The 19,406-nt window shown below is 56.4% G+C and carries 14 protein-coding genes and 1 tRNA gene; 1 reads left to right on the forward strand and 14 read right to left on the reverse strand.

Annotated features, from left to right (window positions below; translation table 11 throughout):
• Window positions 1-19: 19 nt before the first annotated feature.
• From RHM55_RS02255 to RHM55_RS02305, 11 genes are all read right to left on the reverse strand, one after another.
• A complete protein-coding gene (locus RHM55_RS02255; protein ID WP_322179319.1) occupies window positions 20-1,540 on the reverse strand; it encodes a YHS domain-containing protein in 1,521 nt (506 codons plus the stop codon).
• Between the two features lie 15 nt (window positions 1,541-1,555).
• Window positions 1,556-1,825, reverse strand: a complete 270-nt coding sequence (locus RHM55_RS02260) for an MmoB/DmpM family protein (RefSeq protein ID WP_322179320.1) — start codon at window positions 1,823-1,825, stop codon at window positions 1,556-1,558.
• Window positions 1,826-1,834: 9 nt separating this feature from the next.
• Complete coding sequence (locus RHM55_RS02265; RefSeq protein WP_322179321.1) at window positions 1,835-2,827, reverse strand: aromatic/alkene monooxygenase hydroxylase subunit beta; 993 nt, start codon at window positions 2,825-2,827, stop codon at window positions 1,835-1,837.
• 47 nt (window positions 2,828-2,874) lie between these two features.
• Window positions 2,875-3,168: a phenol hydroxylase subunit gene (locus RHM55_RS02270; RefSeq protein ID WP_322179322.1), complete on the reverse strand. Its 294-nt coding sequence runs from the start codon at window positions 3,166-3,168 to the stop codon at window positions 2,875-2,877.
• Window positions 3,169-3,178: 10 nt separating this feature from the next.
• Window positions 3,179-4,108 carry a catechol 2,3-dioxygenase gene (locus tag RHM55_RS02275; RefSeq protein WP_219061755.1) on the reverse strand — a complete coding sequence of 310 codons (930 nt, stop codon included), beginning with the start codon at window positions 4,106-4,108 and terminating at the stop codon, window positions 3,179-3,181.
• Between the two features lie 454 nt (window positions 4,109-4,562).
• A complete protein-coding gene (locus RHM55_RS02280; protein ID WP_322179323.1) occupies window positions 4,563-6,242 on the reverse strand; it encodes a sigma 54-interacting transcriptional regulator in 1,680 nt (559 codons plus the stop codon).
• Window positions 6,243-6,364: 122 nt separating this feature from the next.
• Window positions 6,365-7,852, reverse strand: a complete 1,488-nt coding sequence (locus RHM55_RS02285) for a methyl-accepting chemotaxis protein (protein ID WP_322179324.1) — start codon at window positions 7,850-7,852, stop codon at window positions 6,365-6,367.
• Between the two features lie 23 nt (window positions 7,853-7,875).
• On the reverse strand, window positions 7,876-10,275 hold the full coding sequence (locus tag RHM55_RS02290; protein ID WP_322179325.1) for an efflux RND transporter permease subunit: 2,400 nt from the start codon (window positions 10,273-10,275) through the stop codon (window positions 7,876-7,878).
• Window positions 10,275-11,288, reverse strand: a complete 1,014-nt coding sequence (locus RHM55_RS02295; RefSeq protein WP_322179326.1) for a WD40/YVTN/BNR-like repeat-containing protein — start codon at window positions 11,286-11,288, stop codon at window positions 10,275-10,277. The genes RHM55_RS02290 and RHM55_RS02295 overlap by 1 nt, the downstream gene beginning before the upstream one ends.
• 235 nt (window positions 11,289-11,523) lie before the next feature.
• Window positions 11,524-12,879 (reverse strand): DUF1329 domain-containing protein, encoded by a 1,356-nt coding sequence (locus tag RHM55_RS02300; protein ID WP_322179327.1) that lies wholly within the window; start codon window positions 12,877-12,879, stop codon window positions 11,524-11,526.
• Between the two features lie 33 nt (window positions 12,880-12,912).
• Entirely contained in the window at window positions 12,913-14,571 is a 1,659-nt protein-coding gene (locus tag RHM55_RS02305) for a DUF1302 domain-containing protein (protein ID WP_322216153.1), read from the reverse strand.
• A gap of 405 nt (window positions 14,572-14,976) precedes the next feature.
• Between RHM55_RS02305 and RHM55_RS02310 the strand changes: the two genes are divergently transcribed.
• Window positions 14,977-15,876: a LysR substrate-binding domain-containing protein gene (locus RHM55_RS02310; RefSeq protein WP_322179328.1), complete on the forward strand. Its 900-nt coding sequence runs from the start codon at window positions 14,977-14,979 to the stop codon at window positions 15,874-15,876.
• Window positions 15,877-15,905: 29 nt separating this feature from the next.
• Here the strand turns inward: RHM55_RS02310 and RHM55_RS02315 are convergent.
• The 3 genes from RHM55_RS02315 to selA form a co-directional block, all read right to left on the reverse strand.
• Window positions 15,906-16,001, reverse strand: a tRNA-Sec gene (locus tag RHM55_RS02315).
• Window positions 16,002-16,013: 12 nt separating this feature from the next.
• Complete coding sequence (gene selB / locus RHM55_RS02320; protein WP_322179329.1) at window positions 16,014-17,927, reverse strand: selenocysteine-specific translation elongation factor; 1,914 nt, start codon at window positions 17,925-17,927, stop codon at window positions 16,014-16,016.
• Window positions 17,924-19,354: an L-seryl-tRNA(Sec) selenium transferase gene (gene selA, locus RHM55_RS02325; protein ID WP_322179330.1), complete on the reverse strand. Its 1,431-nt coding sequence runs from the start codon at window positions 19,352-19,354 to the stop codon at window positions 17,924-17,926. Before selA ends, selB begins: the two co-directional genes overlap by 4 nt.
• Window positions 19,355-19,406 lie beyond the last annotated feature (52 nt).

Raw genomic sequence — 19,406 nt, forward strand, 5'->3', positions numbered from 1 at the left:
GACCACCCCCTTTAGAGGCTTACTGGTTCGACGTCGCCAGACCACGCCACAGTTCGAAGTTGTGGCGGTCCTGGGAATCGGCAAAATCACCATTGTCCTGACCGTCTTTCAGCGAAACCCACTCCATCCAGGCAGCCAGATCACCATTGAGCGGCGCTTGGAAGAGTGCAGGCATGGGCAGCCATGCCTGGATATATTTCTCCGGCTCATTATTGAAAATTTCCAGGCAATGATCAGAGCAGAAGTGATACTTATCGCCTTTGTATTCAACTTCACGGTGGCAAGTAAGCGTCGGATCATTTGGCTCGGTAAATACCGTCGGCAACTGGCAGCACTGGCACAGTTTAGCCAGGCCATAGTTCTTGAACGGCGTACCTGCCGCCGCCAGCTTTTTGATGTGTTCCCAGCGTGGCCGGTAATACTTGTCGAACGTGGTGGGGTACTTGGCAGATAACCATTGCAGGTCCTCATCCGAGGGGATCCATGCATGAAAGGCAGTACCAAAGCTCCACTGGTAAAGACCCAACATGAACTGGTGAGACATGTGGTCGATGCCTGCTTCGGCGTCATCCCAGCTCTTCGGTGGACGAATACCGTAGCGCGCCAGGTCCTTGAACAGCGCACCGCCGTTCTCTGCACCGTAAATATCCCACGCCTCGCGCCACGACATGACGCGCTTGGGCAGCATGTAATCCATCATGGTGCTGACCAGGCCGAGAACCCGGAAGCCACGCCAGAACCACTTGTCGATCCAGCCCTGAACGATGGGCAGGTTGTCCGGATCCTGCTCGAGCATGAACTTGATGCATTCAAGCCCCAAGGTCATGTGCCGCGCTTCATCCGACTGGGCCGAGAAGCCGAAGGTCACCGTGGCCATGTCACCGTTGTAAGCTGCGCCGGACATGAACGGTACGAACAGCAGGTTGGTCAGCACGTATTCGAACGAGAAGCCGATGGCAATCATGAACTCAAACGGACCGGCCGACATCGCATCGTCAAAGAACGAGCGCGCCACAGACGTGTACCAGATGCGGTCACGCTGATCAGCAAACGCATGGAAGCCGTTGTAGAACTTGTTGTAATTGGACAGTGCGTGGACTTGCGTCTGGGCGTGGCGAATTTCATCAATGGCCTGCATCTGGCAGGCCACTTGCGTCCCCACACCGCGAAACTCACGGCCCACACGGGCAAACCCTTTATGCGCGGCGTACTCACCCGGACTGATGGCCTGCAGAAATATTTTCAAGGCCGACAGGTAGCGTGCATCGGTAATATTCAGATGGCCGTTATTCTGCGCATGGGCGTCGATAATCGCGTAAAACTTACGCTCTTTTTCCGCCTGATACTTCCAGTACGCATCCATGGTCAAGCGGAACGGATCTTCCCACTTGTTCCAGTCATGGATCTTCAGCCCTTCATAGGCAATGTAGGGAAAGAGTTCTTCCTCGGTGCGATAAGACGGTTCCCACGCCAGGTCGCGCGTCAACAACCGGTACTTTTCTTTCGCATTCATTTTTTTATTATTTGCTTTCATGTCCATGCTAAATATTCTCGCTTAGTTGCCCCAGGTAAGGGTCAAGGAGTCTTCGTCTTCAACGACGTTGCCGGAGAGCGTGATCAGGTTGATATTCAGCTCTTGCATATCAAAGCTGCGACCCATCTGTTCTTCAATGGTTTCTCGGCGAATGACCAAGCGGCCAGGCGCATTGATTTTGACCATCGCCGGTTCGCGATTGACCACGGCCTCGGGGTTATCTATTTCAATCGCCTCGATAATGGGGCGAGTCTCTTCATTGGTTTGCAATGCAATAAACACAGTCGACATAGAAACCTCTCAGACCACGACGCCGGTTTTTTCAAGGCGAGCCTTGAAGACGATCAATTGCTCAGCCATGACCTCATCGGCCTGGCCCGCAAAAACCTGCCCGATCACCGGCAGCAAGGCGGCTGCAGCGCGATCACGCCAAACGGCTGTCCAGGCCTGTAATTGCTCGCGGTTTTGCTCGGACTCAGCGGCCGCTACCTTCATGACCGCATCGACCCATTTGCGGGTCTCCTCAAACCAGTCGCTCATGAATTGAGTCAGCATGGCCACCGCCGAGCCGCCATTGGCCGCAAACCGGTCATCCACGATGCGCCCGTACACCAGCGGATAGAGCAAGCCATCCAGGGCCACGTTTTGCGCAACAAACAGCTCGAACGGATCGCGTACCGCCATGCAGTCCTCGGTATAACGACGCAGTGCTTGCCAGGCGTCTCCTTCCATCCAGGCGGCCTTGCCCTCTTCCAGGGCTTCGGTGCCACCCAGCAGCAGACCAATCCGCGACAGGTATTGAGCCGAACCCAGGTTATCCATCGCGTGGTACATACACGGCTGGGTAAACACCGTGCTGTAGCCGTAACCGCAGATAAAGGTGTTGTTGAGATTGGCGCCCCAGGCAGCGTGACGCAGCGGCACCAACAGATTGAGCGCGGAGCTGCGCAGATCGTCTGAAAGCATGTCGGCCAGGCCGCGGGTTTCAACGAAGTTGAAGTTCGCTTCGGTGTTCTCTTGCTGACGCGCGCGCGCCAGCGTGTAGGTGCTGTAGTAAAACTGGCGCGGGTCTTTCAAGGCGTACCAGTCGCGCATCACGATCTTGGTGATGCTGGCGTCGTAAAGCGCCTGCTCCGGGTCCCAGGTCGGCAGGTAGTGCAGATTTTCCTCAGGCTGGATGTCGTAGCTGCCTTCCTGATAGCGCGAAGAGGGCTTGTCGCCAAAACGACGGGCCAAGTGATCAAACGTCTGTCGCAATGGCTGGATGCTGACCGTGCGAAGATCTATATGCATGTGTATCTCCCACAAGCGTTTCACCTGAGGTGAAACGCCCAATTCGATTAGTTTTTGAAACGAACCTGTGTGGCGTCAGCGAGTCGCCAATCCCAATCAGCCGAAGCATCTTCCTCGTCCATAGCCGCAGTCGGCGCGGGCATCAACGCAACCTTGTTCGTGGCGCAGAACTCGGCGAATGCTTCATGAGTCAGGATCATTTCAACGAATAACCCTGGCTCGCCAATGGCGAAGTCGAACTCGACAAAGCGGCTCCCGCGATTGCCGGTAACCCGTACAAAACGCTTTTGCGTATCCAGGTCGGCCGGCTGCATTTCCAGTGACTCATCGGGCAAAGCCATAGATGTGCCCTCAGGTCACTACAGTCAGAAAGGTCTCGTGCAGTTTGCGCTGCGGGTAGTCGAGGCCTTGGGCGAAGTTGTCGTAGGTCCAAGACAGCGGCTCGTAATCTGGATAAGGGTGGTAGCCGCCCATGAAGGTTTCAAAACGATTGCCTGAGGGATCCCACGCATAGATGGTGCAGCCGCGGGTTACGCCATGACGGGTAGGGCCAATATCAACGTTCACTTCGTTCATCGACATGATGTCGCCGGCACGCAACACTTGCTCCCACGACTCGAGGAGGAATGAGCAGTGGTGCAGCTTGCCCTTCTCCGGATACTCGACGAAGGCGATGTCATGGACTTTGTGCGAGCAGGACAACCAGATGCCCATGTCGCTGTCGCCATCCGGGCTGAGTACGCGCTCAACCAGAAAGAAGCCCAAGACGTCGGTGAAGATCTTCTTCACTTCGGCGATATTCGGGCCATACAGCAAGCAATGGTCCAGCTGGATAGGGGCGATGCCATGTTCGCGCTGAGCATTCCACGGAGCCGGGTTGACTTGGGGAATGCCGTTACCTATACGGGTTTTCTCCGCATACAACTCGATCAGATGGCCGGATGGCAACTCGAAGCGCACGCGCTCGCCGGTTTCCAGCATTTCACCGGCTGGGATGCGTGTAGTGACCAAACCGTATGCTTGCAGGTCGGCATCAAGTTTTTCCAGAGTGGCCTTGTCCAACACCTTGAAGCCAAAGAAATCGATGCCAGCGGTGTCCGCCTCACGAATCACATAGCAGTTGTGATCACGCTCGTCCCAGCATTTAAAGTACACGCGCCCCTGGTCATCACGCCCGGTTTCCACCAGGCCCAGCACGTTGCGGTAAAAGTGGATGCCTTCTTCAAGGTTCAACACGCGCACCTGGGCATGCCCTGGACGCAATACACCTGTCATCGCCATTTGTTGTCTCCATTATTGGCTAGATGAGGTTGGCTCTACGCGTGCCCTTTCGGGCTAGCGACAAGCCGGACTTACAGTCTCGATCTAACTTTGCATAGAGGATGCCAATAACTTCAACTAATTGATTTATATGGTTTTTAATAGATAAACAAAAGAATAAGCCCCCCTCACAGGATGACGTTTCTGTCCATTCGCCACCCACGCCTTACAAAAACGTAAGGCCGCACATCAGCAAAACGCGATATCCCGAGCAAAACGATGTCCACCCACTGGCAAATGAGCCTGGAGTGACCGTTAGATGGGCAAAAAAAACACGTCGGGCGACGTGTTTGGCATAAGGCTTCTTAAAAAACAGGCATTCCTTCCGCCTTCACGGTCATGTCACAGGAATGCCTGGATTAAAGAGCACCTATGGATTGATAGGTGTCCGCTTTTGTCAGGCGCTATCCGGGGCCTATTCGATATCACCCAATACCTGTTTTACCCGATACGCCAACTGACGACGGGTTATGCCGAGTAGACGTGCCGCGTGGGTGAGGTTGCCATTGGCCCGCAAAACAGTGAGCTGCAAAAGACGAGCTTCATGTACCTGAAGATCGAAGCCCTCATCCAGTAAACTATCGTAAAGTTTATCTTTCCTGGCTTCATCCGCATTCCCCACCTTCCCCTGCCTGTCAATTACAGCACCGAGCGCAGTCACGGGAGCCATACCAGGGAACAGATGTTCCACCTCAATTTGTCCCCCTGAAGGAGCAAGCAAAACAGAACGCTCAACCAGGTTTTCAAGCTCACGGACATTGCCCGGCCAGTCATAGGCCATCAGCTCTTGCATCGCCAGATCGCTGATACCGTGAATAGTCTTGTGATAGAGCGGTGAGTATTTTTCGATAAGCACCGAGACCAGCACCGGAATATCCGACTTGCGCTTGCGCAGGGGGGGGATTTCTAATGGATAGGTCGCCAGGCGGTAGTAGAGGTCGGCGCGAAAACGACCATCGGCAATGGCTTGTTGCAGATTGACGTTGGTGGCGGCAACCAGCCGCACACTGACCTTGCGGGGCTTATCGTCGCCCAGTCGCTCGACTTCTCCGGTTTGCAGTACCCGCAAGAGTTTCACCTGGGCCGGAGGGGAAAGCTCACCCAGTTCATCAAGGAATAACGTGCCACCATCGGCTCGCTCGAACTTGCCGGGTCGTGAATTCTGCGCGCCGGTATAGGCTCCTTTCTGCACACCAAAAAGCTCTGATTCGATCAGGTCATTGGGAATCGCTGCACAGTTGATGGCTACAAACGGTTTATCTGCACGATCACTGTTTTCGTGCAGCCACTGGGCAAATACCTCTTTGCCGACCCCGGTTTCACCCAAGAGTAAAACCGTTATAGGACTGCTGGCTGCCTTACTGAGCAAACTGAAAGCAGCACTAAACGCTGGGGAGCTGCCCACCAGCTTGCCAGGCGGACGCTGTTCGCGCTGACGACCACGCACTTGCCACAGCTCCTCTTGCAACTGTTCAAAAGAAGTCTCCTTATCCTTTGGCTCCAGACAGTGTTCGAGGAAAGCGTCATCTCCCCAGTCTTCCACCGGTTTGCCAACCAGCACGCAGTTAGGGTCACCACAACACACGCATTTGGTTTCACGAAAAACAATGAAGCGCTTGAAGAATCGAGAGGTATAACCCGATGCATAGCCCGACAGGTGCCAGCAAGCAGCCTCATCGCCAGCACCGAATAATTGCAGATGCGATTCAGCTTCCCATGAGTTTTCACATTTCACTTCGCCGAAAAATGTCCCTTTTTCCCAGTCTATTTTTGCTTCGGTGATGGTTGATCGAACCAGACCTTCAAACGCGTGCAGCTCAGGGCCGATCTTGAAAACGTCAAAGTCGTCACCCTCGCCATAGAGCTTTTGCGCAAGGTCGGCATCATGCTGGCCAGCTGCAAAACCCATGCGAAACAAAAGTCCTTTGGCGCGCTTGGACCCAAGCGACTCAAACAACTCTTGGCGCAAGGCCCCGAAGGCCTTGGCGTGAAGCAGCAGCATGCGGTTTTCGTCGAGCCAGATCTGCCCGCTCTCGATATTAAAGCGCAGCCGTGAACGCAAATTGAAGCGTTCGGCAAGGGGTTGCTCGATCATGAACATTCCTAAAACGTAACGAAGCACGAGCCTTTCGATCTTGAGGACGGTAAAACTCACCAAAATCGATTGCGTTTTTTATTGTGCGTGCGATCTGAAGCGTTCGCTGCATGGGTCTTAGTTTATGCGGATAACGCGACACACGCCTCTTTGACTTTTAGGTAAGCGTTTCTGATCAAAGGAGTCGTGCGCTCACGTATCTGTTTCAGCTTCCCGCCTTGGGCAGCATTGAGCAGTTCATCACGAAGCACGCGATAGCCGTCCAAAGCTTCCCGCAAACGGGAGAAATGAGCTTTACGTGCTTCACCCCCTGCCCCTCCATCCAATTGCGCACGCCCCAGCAGATGATCGATTTCTGTGTCCAGAGAGCGTATCCGCTCTATATGCGGCAGCATCTGCGAGGTAGCGCGGGCATTCAAAACCATTATGTTGTGAGCACGAACTTCTTCGATTGCGTCAATCATGGAGGCCAGCGCATTACGACTGACATCTATTTTGTTCGCCAATACTTTCAGATCCACCAGACCCAACATCAATTGGCGTAAGCCCGCATTGCAGTCGTTGACCCGGTTATCCAGCTCGCTCGCCAAGCGGGCCACACCACCAGAGTCTTCCAGCAATTGCCCGGTCTTCTGCACTTCGACACTGGCACGCTGGGCAATCTCCTCCACCGCGCTAACGGTATTTTGCGCAGTACCTGCAATACCCTTCAGCACACCGCAAGCATCGTCGGCTTGTTTCACACCCTCGGTGGCTTCCTGGCGAGCCTGAGCCAGGCGCTGTTCAAGACGGTCAATACCGTCGCCGATCAGAGCGATGATTTCTCCGACGCCCAGTGTGGCGTCGCCTGTGCTCTCAGCCAGCTTGCGGACTTCATCAGCGACCACACTGAAACCCCGGCCTTGTTCACCCGCTCGGGCAGCCTCAATAGCGGCATTGAGCGCCAACAAATTAGTTTGCCCGGCGATGCTCCTGATAATGGCAACGATCTCGCTGATGCGTGCAATTTGATGACGAACACCATCAAACTCCTCACCCACTCCTGCCACCACATTGGCCAGATCGACCATCGCGGCGGCCACCTGCTGCACCTGCTCGCCACCACCAGACACCTGATTGCGAGCATCGGTAGTGGACGAGGCCAGTGCAATGGCCTCGCCCGACGTGGTCCGCGCGCGCTCAGCCATACCTTGGACTTCGACCATTGAGTTCACCGCCAACTCTGACTGCCGATCCGCCGTGCCAATGGCCTCGGTGAAACCCGAGACCAAGGTGCCTGCGGAAATCGTCAACTCCGAGGCCAGTACATTCATGCGCTGAACCGACTCGACCTTGTCTTGTAATACCACCAGCAAGCGCGCCATCGAATCCTGCATGCTTGTCGGTGCGGGCTGAGGATCTGCCAGCATCACAAGGGTGTTGTTCAGCGCAGCCGCGATCGCTCGTTCACGTCGCGAACTGCCACTTAGCAGCCCCCATGCAAGCAGCGCCGTCAAAATGGCCCAAAGCCAATGCAGTCCGCCTACGTCAAACCCTCCAAGCATTGCGCCAGTTGCCAGAAAAATGGTGTTGATCAGATCACGGCCATGACCGCTCCATATAGTGCTCATAGTCAATGCACCCTTCTCGCCGGTCAGATCGCAACGCCCTGTTTGGGCTTCAACAAAAAGTGGGCCAGCGCGGGTAACAAGATCAGCGCTCCGAGCATGTTCCAGACAAACATGAACGCCAGCAAAATACCCATGTCAGCCTGGAACTTGATCGGCGACCAGACCCACGTCGCGACCGCAATCCCCAAGGTGATACCGGTTAACACCACCACCTTGCCGGTAAAGATCAACGCCTTGTAGTAAGCCTCCGAGAGCGACATGCCCTCCTTCATCCGCGCCAGCGTCACGGTCATCACGTACAGCGCGTAATCCACGCCTATACCCACACCGAGGGCGATCACTGGCAGAGTGGCAACCTTGACGCCGATATTCAGCCACACCATCAACGCCTCACACAGTACGGAAGTAATCATCAGCGGCACCACCGCACAGACAACCGCACGCCATGAGCGAAAGGTAATGAACGCCAGCACGATCACCGCCGCGTAGACCAGGAACAGCATTTGAACGTTGGCCTTTTTCACCACGATATTGGTGGCGGCCTCAATGCCGGCGTTGCCCGCGGCATTGAGAAAGCGGATGTCATCGCTGTTGTATTTAGCCGCGAAGCCTTCGACCACGCCGACCACGCTTGTCAACGTATCGGCTTTATGGTCCTTGAGGTAGGCATACACCGTGAGCAAGTCGCAATTCTGGTTGAACATCTCACGCGGGGCGCGAGTAATAATGGCATTGAGCATGTCTTGCGAACGTGGCACTTCGAACCATTTGAGACTGCCTTCGTTCATCCCTGCGTTAGCCACCTTGGCGATACCTGCCAGCGAACTGATGGCCTCGACCCCAGGCAGTTTCTGCAATTCATGCGACAGCGCATCGACAGCCATCAGCGTGCTGTAGTGAGCACACGCGTATTGCGGTGTCTTGACCATGATGATGAACACATCACTGCTCGCCGCGTAGTTGTCCACCATAAAGGCGTTATCACGGTTGTAACGCGAATCCGCACGCAGCTCCGGTGCGCCAGGATCGGTATCGCCAATTTTCAGATGGGTGCTCACCATCAGACCGATGATGCCCAAAACCAGGCCCACTGCCACGGCCACGGTCGCCCAGAAGCGTCGGGTAAACAGGTCGAGGAACGCCCAGAACGGATGCTTCCTGTGCTGCGTGTCGTTGTTTTCCGACAGTTCTGCCTTGAGGCTGCGCTTCGCTGCCGCAGGGCTGACTCCCGTGTAAGAAAGCAGGATTGGCAGCAGCACAAGGTTGGTGAAAATCAGCACAGCGACGCCGATACTCGCCGTGATAGCAAGATCCCGTATGACCTGGATGTCTATCACCATCAACACAGCGAAACCGACCGCATCGGCCAGCAACGCGGTCATGCCCGCCAGGAACAAGCGTCGAAAGGTATAGCGCGCAGCCACCCATCGGTGCGTCCCACGACCGACGTCCTGCATGATGCCGTTCATCTTCTGCGCACCGTGGCTCATGCCAATAGCGAACACCAGAAAAGGCACCAGGATCGAGTAAGGATCAAGCTCGTAACCAAGCGTAGGTAAAAGACCCAGTAGCCATACCACCGCGACCATTGAACAGAACACCACCAGCAAGGTGCTACGCAGGCAGCGGGTGTACCAAAAAAGTACCGCAGTGCAGATGACGATGGCTGCGGCAAAGAACACCAGGACCTGTCTCAGGCCATCAATCAGGTCACCCACTACCTTGGCGAAGCCGGTAATGTGGATTGCAATTTTGTCCGACTCGTATTTGGTGCGCAATTGCTCAACACGCAGGGAGAGTGCGTGATAGTCAATCCGCTCGCCGGTTTCAGAGACTTTTTCCTGAAGGGGAACCAGCACGATGCTCGACTTATAGTTCGCCGCCACCAACTGGCCAACTTCACCTGAGCGCTCGACGTTTATTCGGACCTGCTCAAGGCTTGGCACAGACCCATCATAGTTATCGGGAATAACCGGCCCGCCGTCCAAACCTTCTTCGGTCACGCCTGTCCAGCGTACGGCTGGTGCCCACAGCGACTTCATATAAGGGCGGTCGACACCCGGCAGCAGGAAGACTTCATCACTAAGCTTGCGTACCGTTTCCAGATACTCAGCACTGAAAATATTACCGTCTTTGGCCTCCACCGCAATGCGTAGCGTGTTGCCCATGCCAGACAGCTGCTTGCGGTTTTCCAGGAAGTTGACAATGTAAGGATGACCCGTAGGGATCATCTTCTCGAATGCCGCATTGAGCGAGAGCCCACGCGCCTGATAACCCAGCAACAGCGTGATGAACAAACACAGTGCAACGATCACTATGCGGTTGTTGAACAACAACCGTTCACAAAGTGTTCCTGATTGTTTATCGAACGCCTGCAGGTCGCTTATGACAGCTTCCGAGGGAATAAGCTGCGCATGATTCATTATTGAACTCCCGAAACTAATGTACCCGGCTCAATCCGGGACAGCCCGCGCGCGCCGAAAATGATCAGAGCACCCTCCGCCGACTCGACTACACCGCTGAGCCCGGCTTGCGCTTGGGTTTTGAGAGCCACAAAACTGCGGCCGTCGTCAGTACTGCGTAACAGGCGTCCACTTTCGTCAGCGAGCAGCAAAGAACCGTCGTGCAGTCGTCTTGCGGCGGTAAGTGTCACCGATTGTTCCGGCGCCACCCGTTGCCAGTTGGCCCCGTGATCCGGACTGCGCCAGGCATTGCCGCGTAGACCGTAGGCCAGCAGCGTATCGCCCTCAAGATTCAGCACACCGAAGAAGGTGCCCTTGTAGGGTGTGGAGATCTCACTGAAATGGCTGCCTCCATCTATTGAGCGAAATAACACGCCTTGTTCACCGGCTATCAGCAATTCTTGATGATTGATCTGTACCTGATAAAGGTGCTTGCCACGTGGGTTAGGGATTCGTCCAACCAGCGATTGCCAGCTCTGGCCGCCGTCTGCAGTGGTGAGTGCTATGCCGTAAGCACCCACCACATAGCCATGCTGCTCATCACTAAACCGCACGCTCAAAAAAGGCTTGTCCGGACCATCGCTTATCAGGAACCCGGCACTACGCACCTCTGCGGCAGCGCCCTCTTGGCCCGCATCGGCGCGCTGGCGGGCATCGTCGAGAATCACCTGCGCGACTTTCTGGCCGTCAAGCTGACGCTGCCAGGTTTCGCCTGCATCGGTGCTGTGCAAGACCACACCGCTGTGCCCCACCGCCCAACCCTGGGTTGGTGTCGGGAAGTCCACGTCGGTCAGCAGCACACTTACCGGCACGCTCTTGGCTTGACGCCATGAATGCCCTGCGTCGTCGGAAAGCAGAACGCTACCGCGCTCGCCGACAGCGACCAGGCGCTGGCCTACCTGGGCCACGGCCAGTAACAAACCCTGCCGTGCCCGTGTGTTCTGTTGTGCAGGAAGGTCGAGCACATCGGGCACGACCGATTGTCCTGCTGCAACGCAAAGGCTGGCCAGGCAGGAAAGACAAAGTGTGGCGACGGCAAAGGCCGTCGACCTTTTGAGCGCATTTAACATGTGCATCTGACGTACTCGAATACATCTCTCTGCCCAGATCTCAGCGTCAAGCACTGCATGGATGAGGCAAAAAAATGATGAGAAGAGACTGTCGCCACTGTGCCTGCGGGGCTCAGTGGCGACACTGCAAGCGCGTGATTTAACGTACGCCTTCGGCACCTACCGAGTCGCCGGTAAAGTAGGTCTCGGGCTTGCGTCCGACCACATGGAAAGTGGCCTCGTTAAGTGATTGCGATGAACTCATGGTATTGGCCTGCAAGTTGAATACATGCGCGGGCTTGAGTTCCAGCATTGGCACTGATGGCAACACGAACGGCGTAATCTGAGTGGTACGCCACAGCTTGCCTTCACTGTCGTAGCCATCCATCAGCAACACCATCCAGGAGTCTTCGTCGAGGTAGTAACGACGCTTGGGCACCGCATGACGCTTGCCAGCGGCAACGGTCGCCTCCACTTCCCACACGCGGTGCAACTCCCAACGCACCTTGTCAGGATTCAAATGGTGCTTGCCGTACGCCTGATCCAGCGAATCGGTGACCACTTCATTGGTGTTGTAAGGTACGTACATCTCCCGCTTGCCCACCAACTTCCAGTCATAGCGGTCGACATGCCCCATCAAGCCCATAACTTCATCGAAGTAGTTCGCACCTGATGCCACGAAGTCAGGCGTGTCATACGCCACTGTCGGTGCTCGGCGCACACGCCGCTGGCCGACCAGGTACTGCCATGCCTGACGTGCCTGACTGACGTTGATGCTGTCACGAAACACCAGAGATTCCCCGGCCTTGAAGGGCGGTGCAATGGTGCTGAAACGCTGCAGGAAGTATTCGCCGCTCCATTTGTCTGCCGAACCATCTTTGTAGTAGTACGGGTATTGATTGGACTGGTCATTCATTGTCGCCATGGCCCGCGAGCCATCGGAAGTCAAAATGATGTTTTTGAAGTTGGAGACTTCAGTGGCTTCACTTTCGACGCGCAACAAGTGGTTCCAAATAGCCTCAACCCCTGATTTTGGAATCGGGAACGGCACGCCGCCATAGCAACCCTGCAAAGACATGCCATTGTCTTGAACCTTGCACTGGGTGGCATTTTTCATCGTATTGTCATAGACATACTGCGGCGCTGCCGCCGTACGATGAGTGGGGTAAACATCCAGGCGAAAAGTATCAGGGTACTTCTTCAGCAACGCTTGAGTGCCTTCGGACAATTTATCCGCGTACGGCCCCATATTCTGTGCAGTGATCTTTGTCTGCGGCTTCTCATCCGCAAACAACTTGACGGGGATATCACCGACTTTTTCACTGGACGCCGACAATCCCTTGACCCCGCTCCAGGCCGGGATACTGCCGTCCTTATTTGCCGACATCTCTCCGCCGAGCGGTGTCAGGCTGCTTTTAAGCTTCGCAGCTTCGTCTGCGCTCACGGCAGCGTGTGCCATCTGCGTGGTTATAAAACTGGCAACCAACGCCGCCCATAAAACGGTTTTCTTATACATTGTGGTACCCCTCAGGCGGGAAAAAATTCAAACTTAAAAAGTGCGTTGAACCGACAACGAAATGAAATCACGGTCGCCGTGGAAGTTCTGGTAGGAAAGTTCGGGAACGTTGGTGTCGTACTTGATAACTGAACCGGCAGGCCCGTAGTAATGCGTGTAGTTGAGGCTGGTCTGCCAGGTTTTCATGTAATCACCTTTCAACCCAACGGTGACGTTGCCACCATGTTCTGAGGGCATTAGCACACCATTGACTGCAGAACGGCCAGAAATCCCATAGCTCACACCGATCGGAGCCTGCAGGTCCAGCCCAGGGGCAACCTGAAAGTACTCGGGCGTAAAGATGAATTGCAGCGCGCTCGCGTCACGCGTTGCCGATGGGTCCAACTGATCTCGATTTTCAGTGACGCTCAAGAGTCGGTTAAAGGCAAGTTCACCGATAACGGATGCGCCATCCCAAAACGGCGTAGCCGCCAAAACATCAATCGCTGACAAATTGGCATGCAGAGTGCGGCCCACAGGGAAGGCCGCTTTGCTGTCGCCATTTGCCCCCAGGCTAGAGGGCACGATCACCGTATTCCCGGAGGCTACCAACGGCATGTTGCTACGGAAAGAAACCTCTCCAGCGACGTTGGCTTCACCGACCAGGGTACTGAAGCTAGCGCCTATCGTACGGATATTCTCGCCGAAGACCTCCTCGTAAGAGCCGGTATCGGGGTGAACATAAAACTGAGGCATCTTGTCGTGGAACTGCGCCGCGTAAATACCGTATTCCACATCGCCTGTACTAAATTTTAGCTGGACGCCGCCCTGCCCCGAATTCTTGGCATCAATATCACGACCCCGGGAGAACGAGACCCCCGGCCCCATGATCAGCGACTCGCCGCCGTTATCAATGAAGTCGGCAAAACTGAAGTAACTGCCTGCGGCGGGCAAACGGCTTTTGCGCCATTCCAACTGGTAATAGGCGCCAATGGACACGTTTGAATTGATCTGCAATTGCCCAGAGAGCTGATCAATGGGCCGAAGAATCTCCTTGAACTGAGAGTTGGGAACTGAAAGCGCCTTGATCAAGTCGAGCGACGTTTGTGCTGCCGCAATACCGTTACTGCCGAAGAACAGGCTTTCACCGTAGAGCTGGGTAAAACGGCCCGCTTTAACGTTGAGCTGCATATCCGCTGGGGTAAAACTACCGTAAACGAACGAGTCCAACATCTCAGCGTCACGCCCCTGTAGTTTCTGGGTCGCGTGAGTGAAATGGTCATAACTGGCAGAGCGGGAATTCACCAGCGCGCCATTCAACGCGCCTGGGTTGTCGTTGGAATGGTTATAGACATCGTCATACCAGGCGGCACCGCTGAGGCGCAGACCGAAGTTACGCTTGAATCGCAGATCGAATTCAGACAACAGATCAAGGCGGTCGGAAATCAACCCACGGTCAAAGTTTAGATCACCATCGTTGGTGTTGGCCTGAACACCGGTTGAGTTATTCGCGACCTTGGAGTCTGCACCGCGAACCCGCCATGCAGCGCTGTATTTGATTGTGTTATCCAATGACATCTGAATGTCAGGATTACCGGAATCGATCTGAAATGCATAGGTTGCACTGCTCATCGACAATCCAGCGAGTACGCCAAGTGCCAGTGCTGATCGATAGCGAAAGGAAGCATTTGGTTGATAGGTATTGTTACCCATATCGTCTCCTCGATTTTTTTTGTTTTTGTAATTTCGTGCTGACGCCGCGAACATTTGCTTCGCGCTTACCGACAGCCGATGTACACGAAACTATGGGTCTTGAGGGTTACCGTCCAATACCAAAAACCTGCCAACCTGATACCTATCAGGTATCGCTATGCACGTTATGGCTAGCCGTCGTGGAGGGTCTCCCGTTCAGGTGCGGGCTGCGGTGACACACGGGCATCAGGAGGATCAATGAATCAAGCATTGACGGAGCATGCTTGATGGTTCTTCCAGCGCGTTCAACCGGCCAACGCGATGGTGGCAAAATGTATTGGTTGAATGCGTGGAACTCCAATACCATGATCGCCTCCCCTCAGTGCCTCTCGCGTACTGAGCAATCACCCGAAAGGTTTACCGCACATGGATCTACGCCATATTCGCTACTTCATCGCTGTTGCGGAGGAACTGAATATGCGCCGGGCATCCATCCGTTTACACATCTCCCAGCCTCCGTTGACTCGACAGATCCAGCAGCTTGAAGATGAGTTGGGCGTACAGTTATTCATTCGCACACCACGCGGTATGGAACTGACTCAGGCCGGTGAGTTGTTCCTCGCTGAAGCTCGCAATATTCACTCAGTGGTCGAGCAGGCAACCGAACGTACGCAAAGAGCCGGTCAGGGGAAGCTGGGCAAGCTCGATATCGGCATCTTTGGCTCGGGCATTCTTGATACCATCCCTAAGTTGCTATTGGCATTCCGCAACACCCATCCAGACGTAAAAATTGTTTTGCACAACATGAATAAGGACGAACAAATTGAAGCCTTGCGTCAACGTCGAATCGACGCGGGCTTCAACCGATTTATCACGCCGTCGTCCGACATTTCCAATGAGCTCGTTATCACGGAAAAGCTGTTACTGGCAGTCAACGAAAATCATCCTCTGGCACGCGAAACTATCGTCCCGTTTCACTGCCTGGCCAATCATCCATTGATCCTGTTTCCCACGGGCTCGCGTCCAAACTTTGTCGATAAAGTCATGAGCATGTGTGAAAAAGCGGGGTTCATCCCACAGGTTGCGCAGGAGGTGGGCGATACCGTGACCGGAGTGGCCTTGGTGGCAAGTAACTTTGGCGTCTGCTTGGTGCCGGAGTCGGCCTCAGTGCTTGCTCTGCCGGGCGTGGTTTACCGGGCCCTGAGCGAGGAGCCCGATAACGCTCAAGTCGACTTGAGTTGCATTTACCGGACCGATGACCGTTCTCCGATTCTCAGTTCATTTCTAGAAATAGTTCGGGATTTTCGCACACGAAGAACGCCTTGATCTGAGGACTCCGTCTGTGCGGGGTGAAATGGCGGAAGGCAGCGGGAGTCGAACCTGCCCGGGAACGGATGCCGTCCCCAACCGGGTTTGAAGCCCGGCCGCGCCACCGGGCGCGATTGCCTTCCTTGAAATCAGTCTCACGAACTCTGTGCGAGTGCATTATCCGGACGGATACGGCGCTGGTCGCCGAGCCGTCGGGTCAAGCCAATACGGTCGAAGAACTCGAGAATCTGGATACTGCGCTTGCGGCCGATGCCCACTGCATCGCGAAATGCGGCTGCCGGTATCACTGGATTATCCGCGGACAGTTGCAACAGCATAGCTGCCAACTGGCGTACCGTGGCGTCAGTGTAAAACAGGTCGCGTACCACTTGATGGACCTGCCCCAACCGCGCCAATTTGCGCAGCAGCAAGCGCACGGCCGCTTCATCATGATGAGTCGCATTGGCCAGATCGCGGACCCAGGGCGAGTCGAAACCCGCCTGTTCGAACAGCGGCTTCAGCTGCAGCCACAGCACCTCGTCTTCTTCGCTCAGACGCACCTGGTGTTCGGGTAAATGCAACCAAGGGCCACTGGCGGCAATGGCGCCGCCGGCCAGCAATTCGTCGAGCAGGCTGATGAAGGTCGGTCGGTCCAGCGACATGCCTGCGAATCGACGCAAACGATCACGGTCCGGTCCCAATTGGTCGGGTTCCAGTTGATGAAAGCGCGCGAGTTGCTCCAGCACCCGGGCTTTCAGGGCCTGCCAATGGGCATCGCTGAACAATCGCGGCCCTTGGCGCGTGGCAATCACGAGGATATCGGCCGGTAGCTGCCACGTGGCGCGCAGGCGATTGAACTGGCGCTCAAGGCGTTGTGGGTCGAGCCCTGCGTCGCTATTGCCGAACAGCGTCGGCAAGACCTGTTCCAGGGTGTTGGTGTCGGCCAAGGCCTGTAGCTGTGCCAGCCGGGCCGGACTGCGCCGCTGGCGTGCCGGTGCAAATGGGTCGAGCACCCGCCCCCCGCCAAGGGTGCGTTGGGCGCTCTGGTCACGCAGGACCAGGTGATCACCCTGCACCGCCTGCAGTGGCGCATTCACCAACAATTGCGCGAACATTCGGTGCCCCGGCGCCAGGCTTTCACCCTCCAGTAATGCGACCCGAGCGGTGACATCTTGAGTGCCCAGGTGTACGTGCACCGGGCTGAAATGTGTAAAGGTACGCGTCTCGCTGGCAAGCAGTTGCATGTCGATGTCCAGACGCTGGGTGGGCGCATACAGCCACTCGGCCAGCAACCAGTCGCCACGATGGATCTGCTCCAGGGCCAGGCGCTCAGCGCTCAGGTTTAACGCCAACCGTTGCCCGGCCGATCCTTCGACGGCGGCCTGGTTCTGCGCATGCAGACCGCGCACCCGCACGGGCTTGCCGGATGCGCCCAGCAGCAACGTGTCGCCCACTGTTACCTGTCCGGCCAAGGCCGTCCCGGTCACCACGATGCCGGTACCGGCAACGCTAAAGGCACGATCGATGGCCAAGCGGAAACCGCCACAGGCAATGCGTTGCTGAATTTCGCGCTGTGCATCCAGCAATGCCTGACGCAGGGTCTCGATACCCTCCCCGGTCACGCTCGACAACACGATCTGCTGCGCCCCAGCATAGGGCCCGGGCGCGAGCAACGTTTCGACCTCGACCTGAACCGCCCGCACCCGTGCCGCGTTCACCCGGTCGCACTTACTGATCGCCACCAGCGCCCGAGGGATCCCCAGCAGCTCGATGATCGCCAAATGCTCGCGGGTCTGAGACATCACCCCATCATCCGCAGCCACCACCAGCAATACCAAGTCAATGCCCTGAATACCGGCGAGCATGTTGTGGATGAAGCGCTCATGACCGGGCACGTCAATAAAACCGGTAAGCGCCGCTCCGGGCTCCAGCACCGCGTAAATGAAACCCAGGTCGATGGTGATGCCACGCTCGCGCTCTTCCCGGCGGCGGTCACCTGACTGACCGGTCAAGGCCTTGAGCAAGGCGGTCTTGCCGTGATCGATGTGCCCTGCAGTGCCAACGATCACCCTGCCCGGCCCTGCCCTTGCAGTTGATCAAGCTGAGCCAACCAGGCCGTCTCATCGTCCAGCTGGCGCAGATCTAACCATAGGGCGTCGTCGTCGATGCGCCCGAGCACTGGAATGGGCAAGCCCCGCAATGTCGCCTCCAGCCCCTGCAACCAACGCCCGCGCAGCCGTTTAGGCGCGTGCGGTGTCAGGCACAATGCGGCGCTGGGCAGTCGGGCCACGGGCTGGCTGCCGCTGCCGATCATGCTCAGCGCTGGCAACGCCGCGACGCCCCAGTCGTCGCCCAACACGTGCGCCAGTAAAGGGCGCAAGCGTTCAGCCTGAGCGAAAATATCGGTCTGGGGACGGGTGAGCAGGCGCAAGGTAGGCAGGCGTTCAGCCAGTCGGTCGGGGTCGCGGTACAAACCCAGTACCGCTTCGAGGGCCGCCAGGGTCAGTTTGTCTACCCGCAACGCACGCTTGAGCGGGTTCTTCTTGATTCGTGCGATCAGGTCCTTGCGGCCTACGATCAAGCCGGCCTGGGGGCCTCCCAGCAACTTGTCGCCGCTGAAGGTCACTATATCGGCACCGTCGATCAGCGCCTGACGCACCGTGGGTTCCGCGGGCAGTCCCCAGCGGGTCAAGTCCAACAGACTGCCGCTGCCCAGATCTTCGAGCAATGGCAGGCCGTGACGGTGGGCGAGTTGCGCCAGTTCGGCGGTGGGCACCTGAGCGGTGAACCCCTGAATGCTGTAATTGCTGGTGTGCACGCGCATCAACAGACCACTACGAGGTCCAATGGCGGCTTCGTAGTCACGGGCATGGGTGCGGTTGGTGGTGCCCACTTCATGTAGCTTGACCCCGGCCCGGGCCATGATGTCGGGAATGCGAAATGCGCCGCCGATTTCGATCAACTCGCCACGGGAGATAATGCCTTCTTTGCGCGCGCCCAGACTGTTGAGCGCAAGCAAGACGGCGGCAGCGTTGTTGTTGACCACCGTCACCGCTTCCGCGCCGGTCAGTTCGCGAATCAGGCCTTCAATCAAGTCGTCGCGGTCACCGCGTTTGCCGGTTTGCAAGTCGAATTCCAGATTGAGCGGATAGCGCGCAGCCTGTTGCATGGCCTCAATGGCTTCCTCCGGCAACAGCGCCCGCCCGAGGTTGGTGTGCAGCACCGTACCGGTGAGATTGAACACCCGTCGCACCCGGCTGGCGTGCTGGTTTGCCAGGCGTTCGCCTACCCTCCCTGCCAATACCTGCGCCGTGAGTTCAACCGCATCAAGCTGACCCCGCTGAACCGATTCGCGCAGGTCATCAAGCAATTGTCGCAGGGTGGCGAGCAATGCATCGCGGCCATACCGTTCTGCCAGTGGCCGGCAGGCGGGGCTGCGCAGCAGACTGTCTATCGAGGGCAGGCGCAAGACGCTGGAGGCAGGATTGGAGGGCATTCAGGGCTCCGGGAATGACGCGGAAGTGGGTCCGTGTATACAGAAAGCCTGA

Source organism: Pseudomonas sp. MH9.2, assembly GCF_034353875.1.
Classification (GTDB): domain Bacteria; phylum Pseudomonadota; class Gammaproteobacteria; order Pseudomonadales; family Pseudomonadaceae; genus Aquipseudomonas.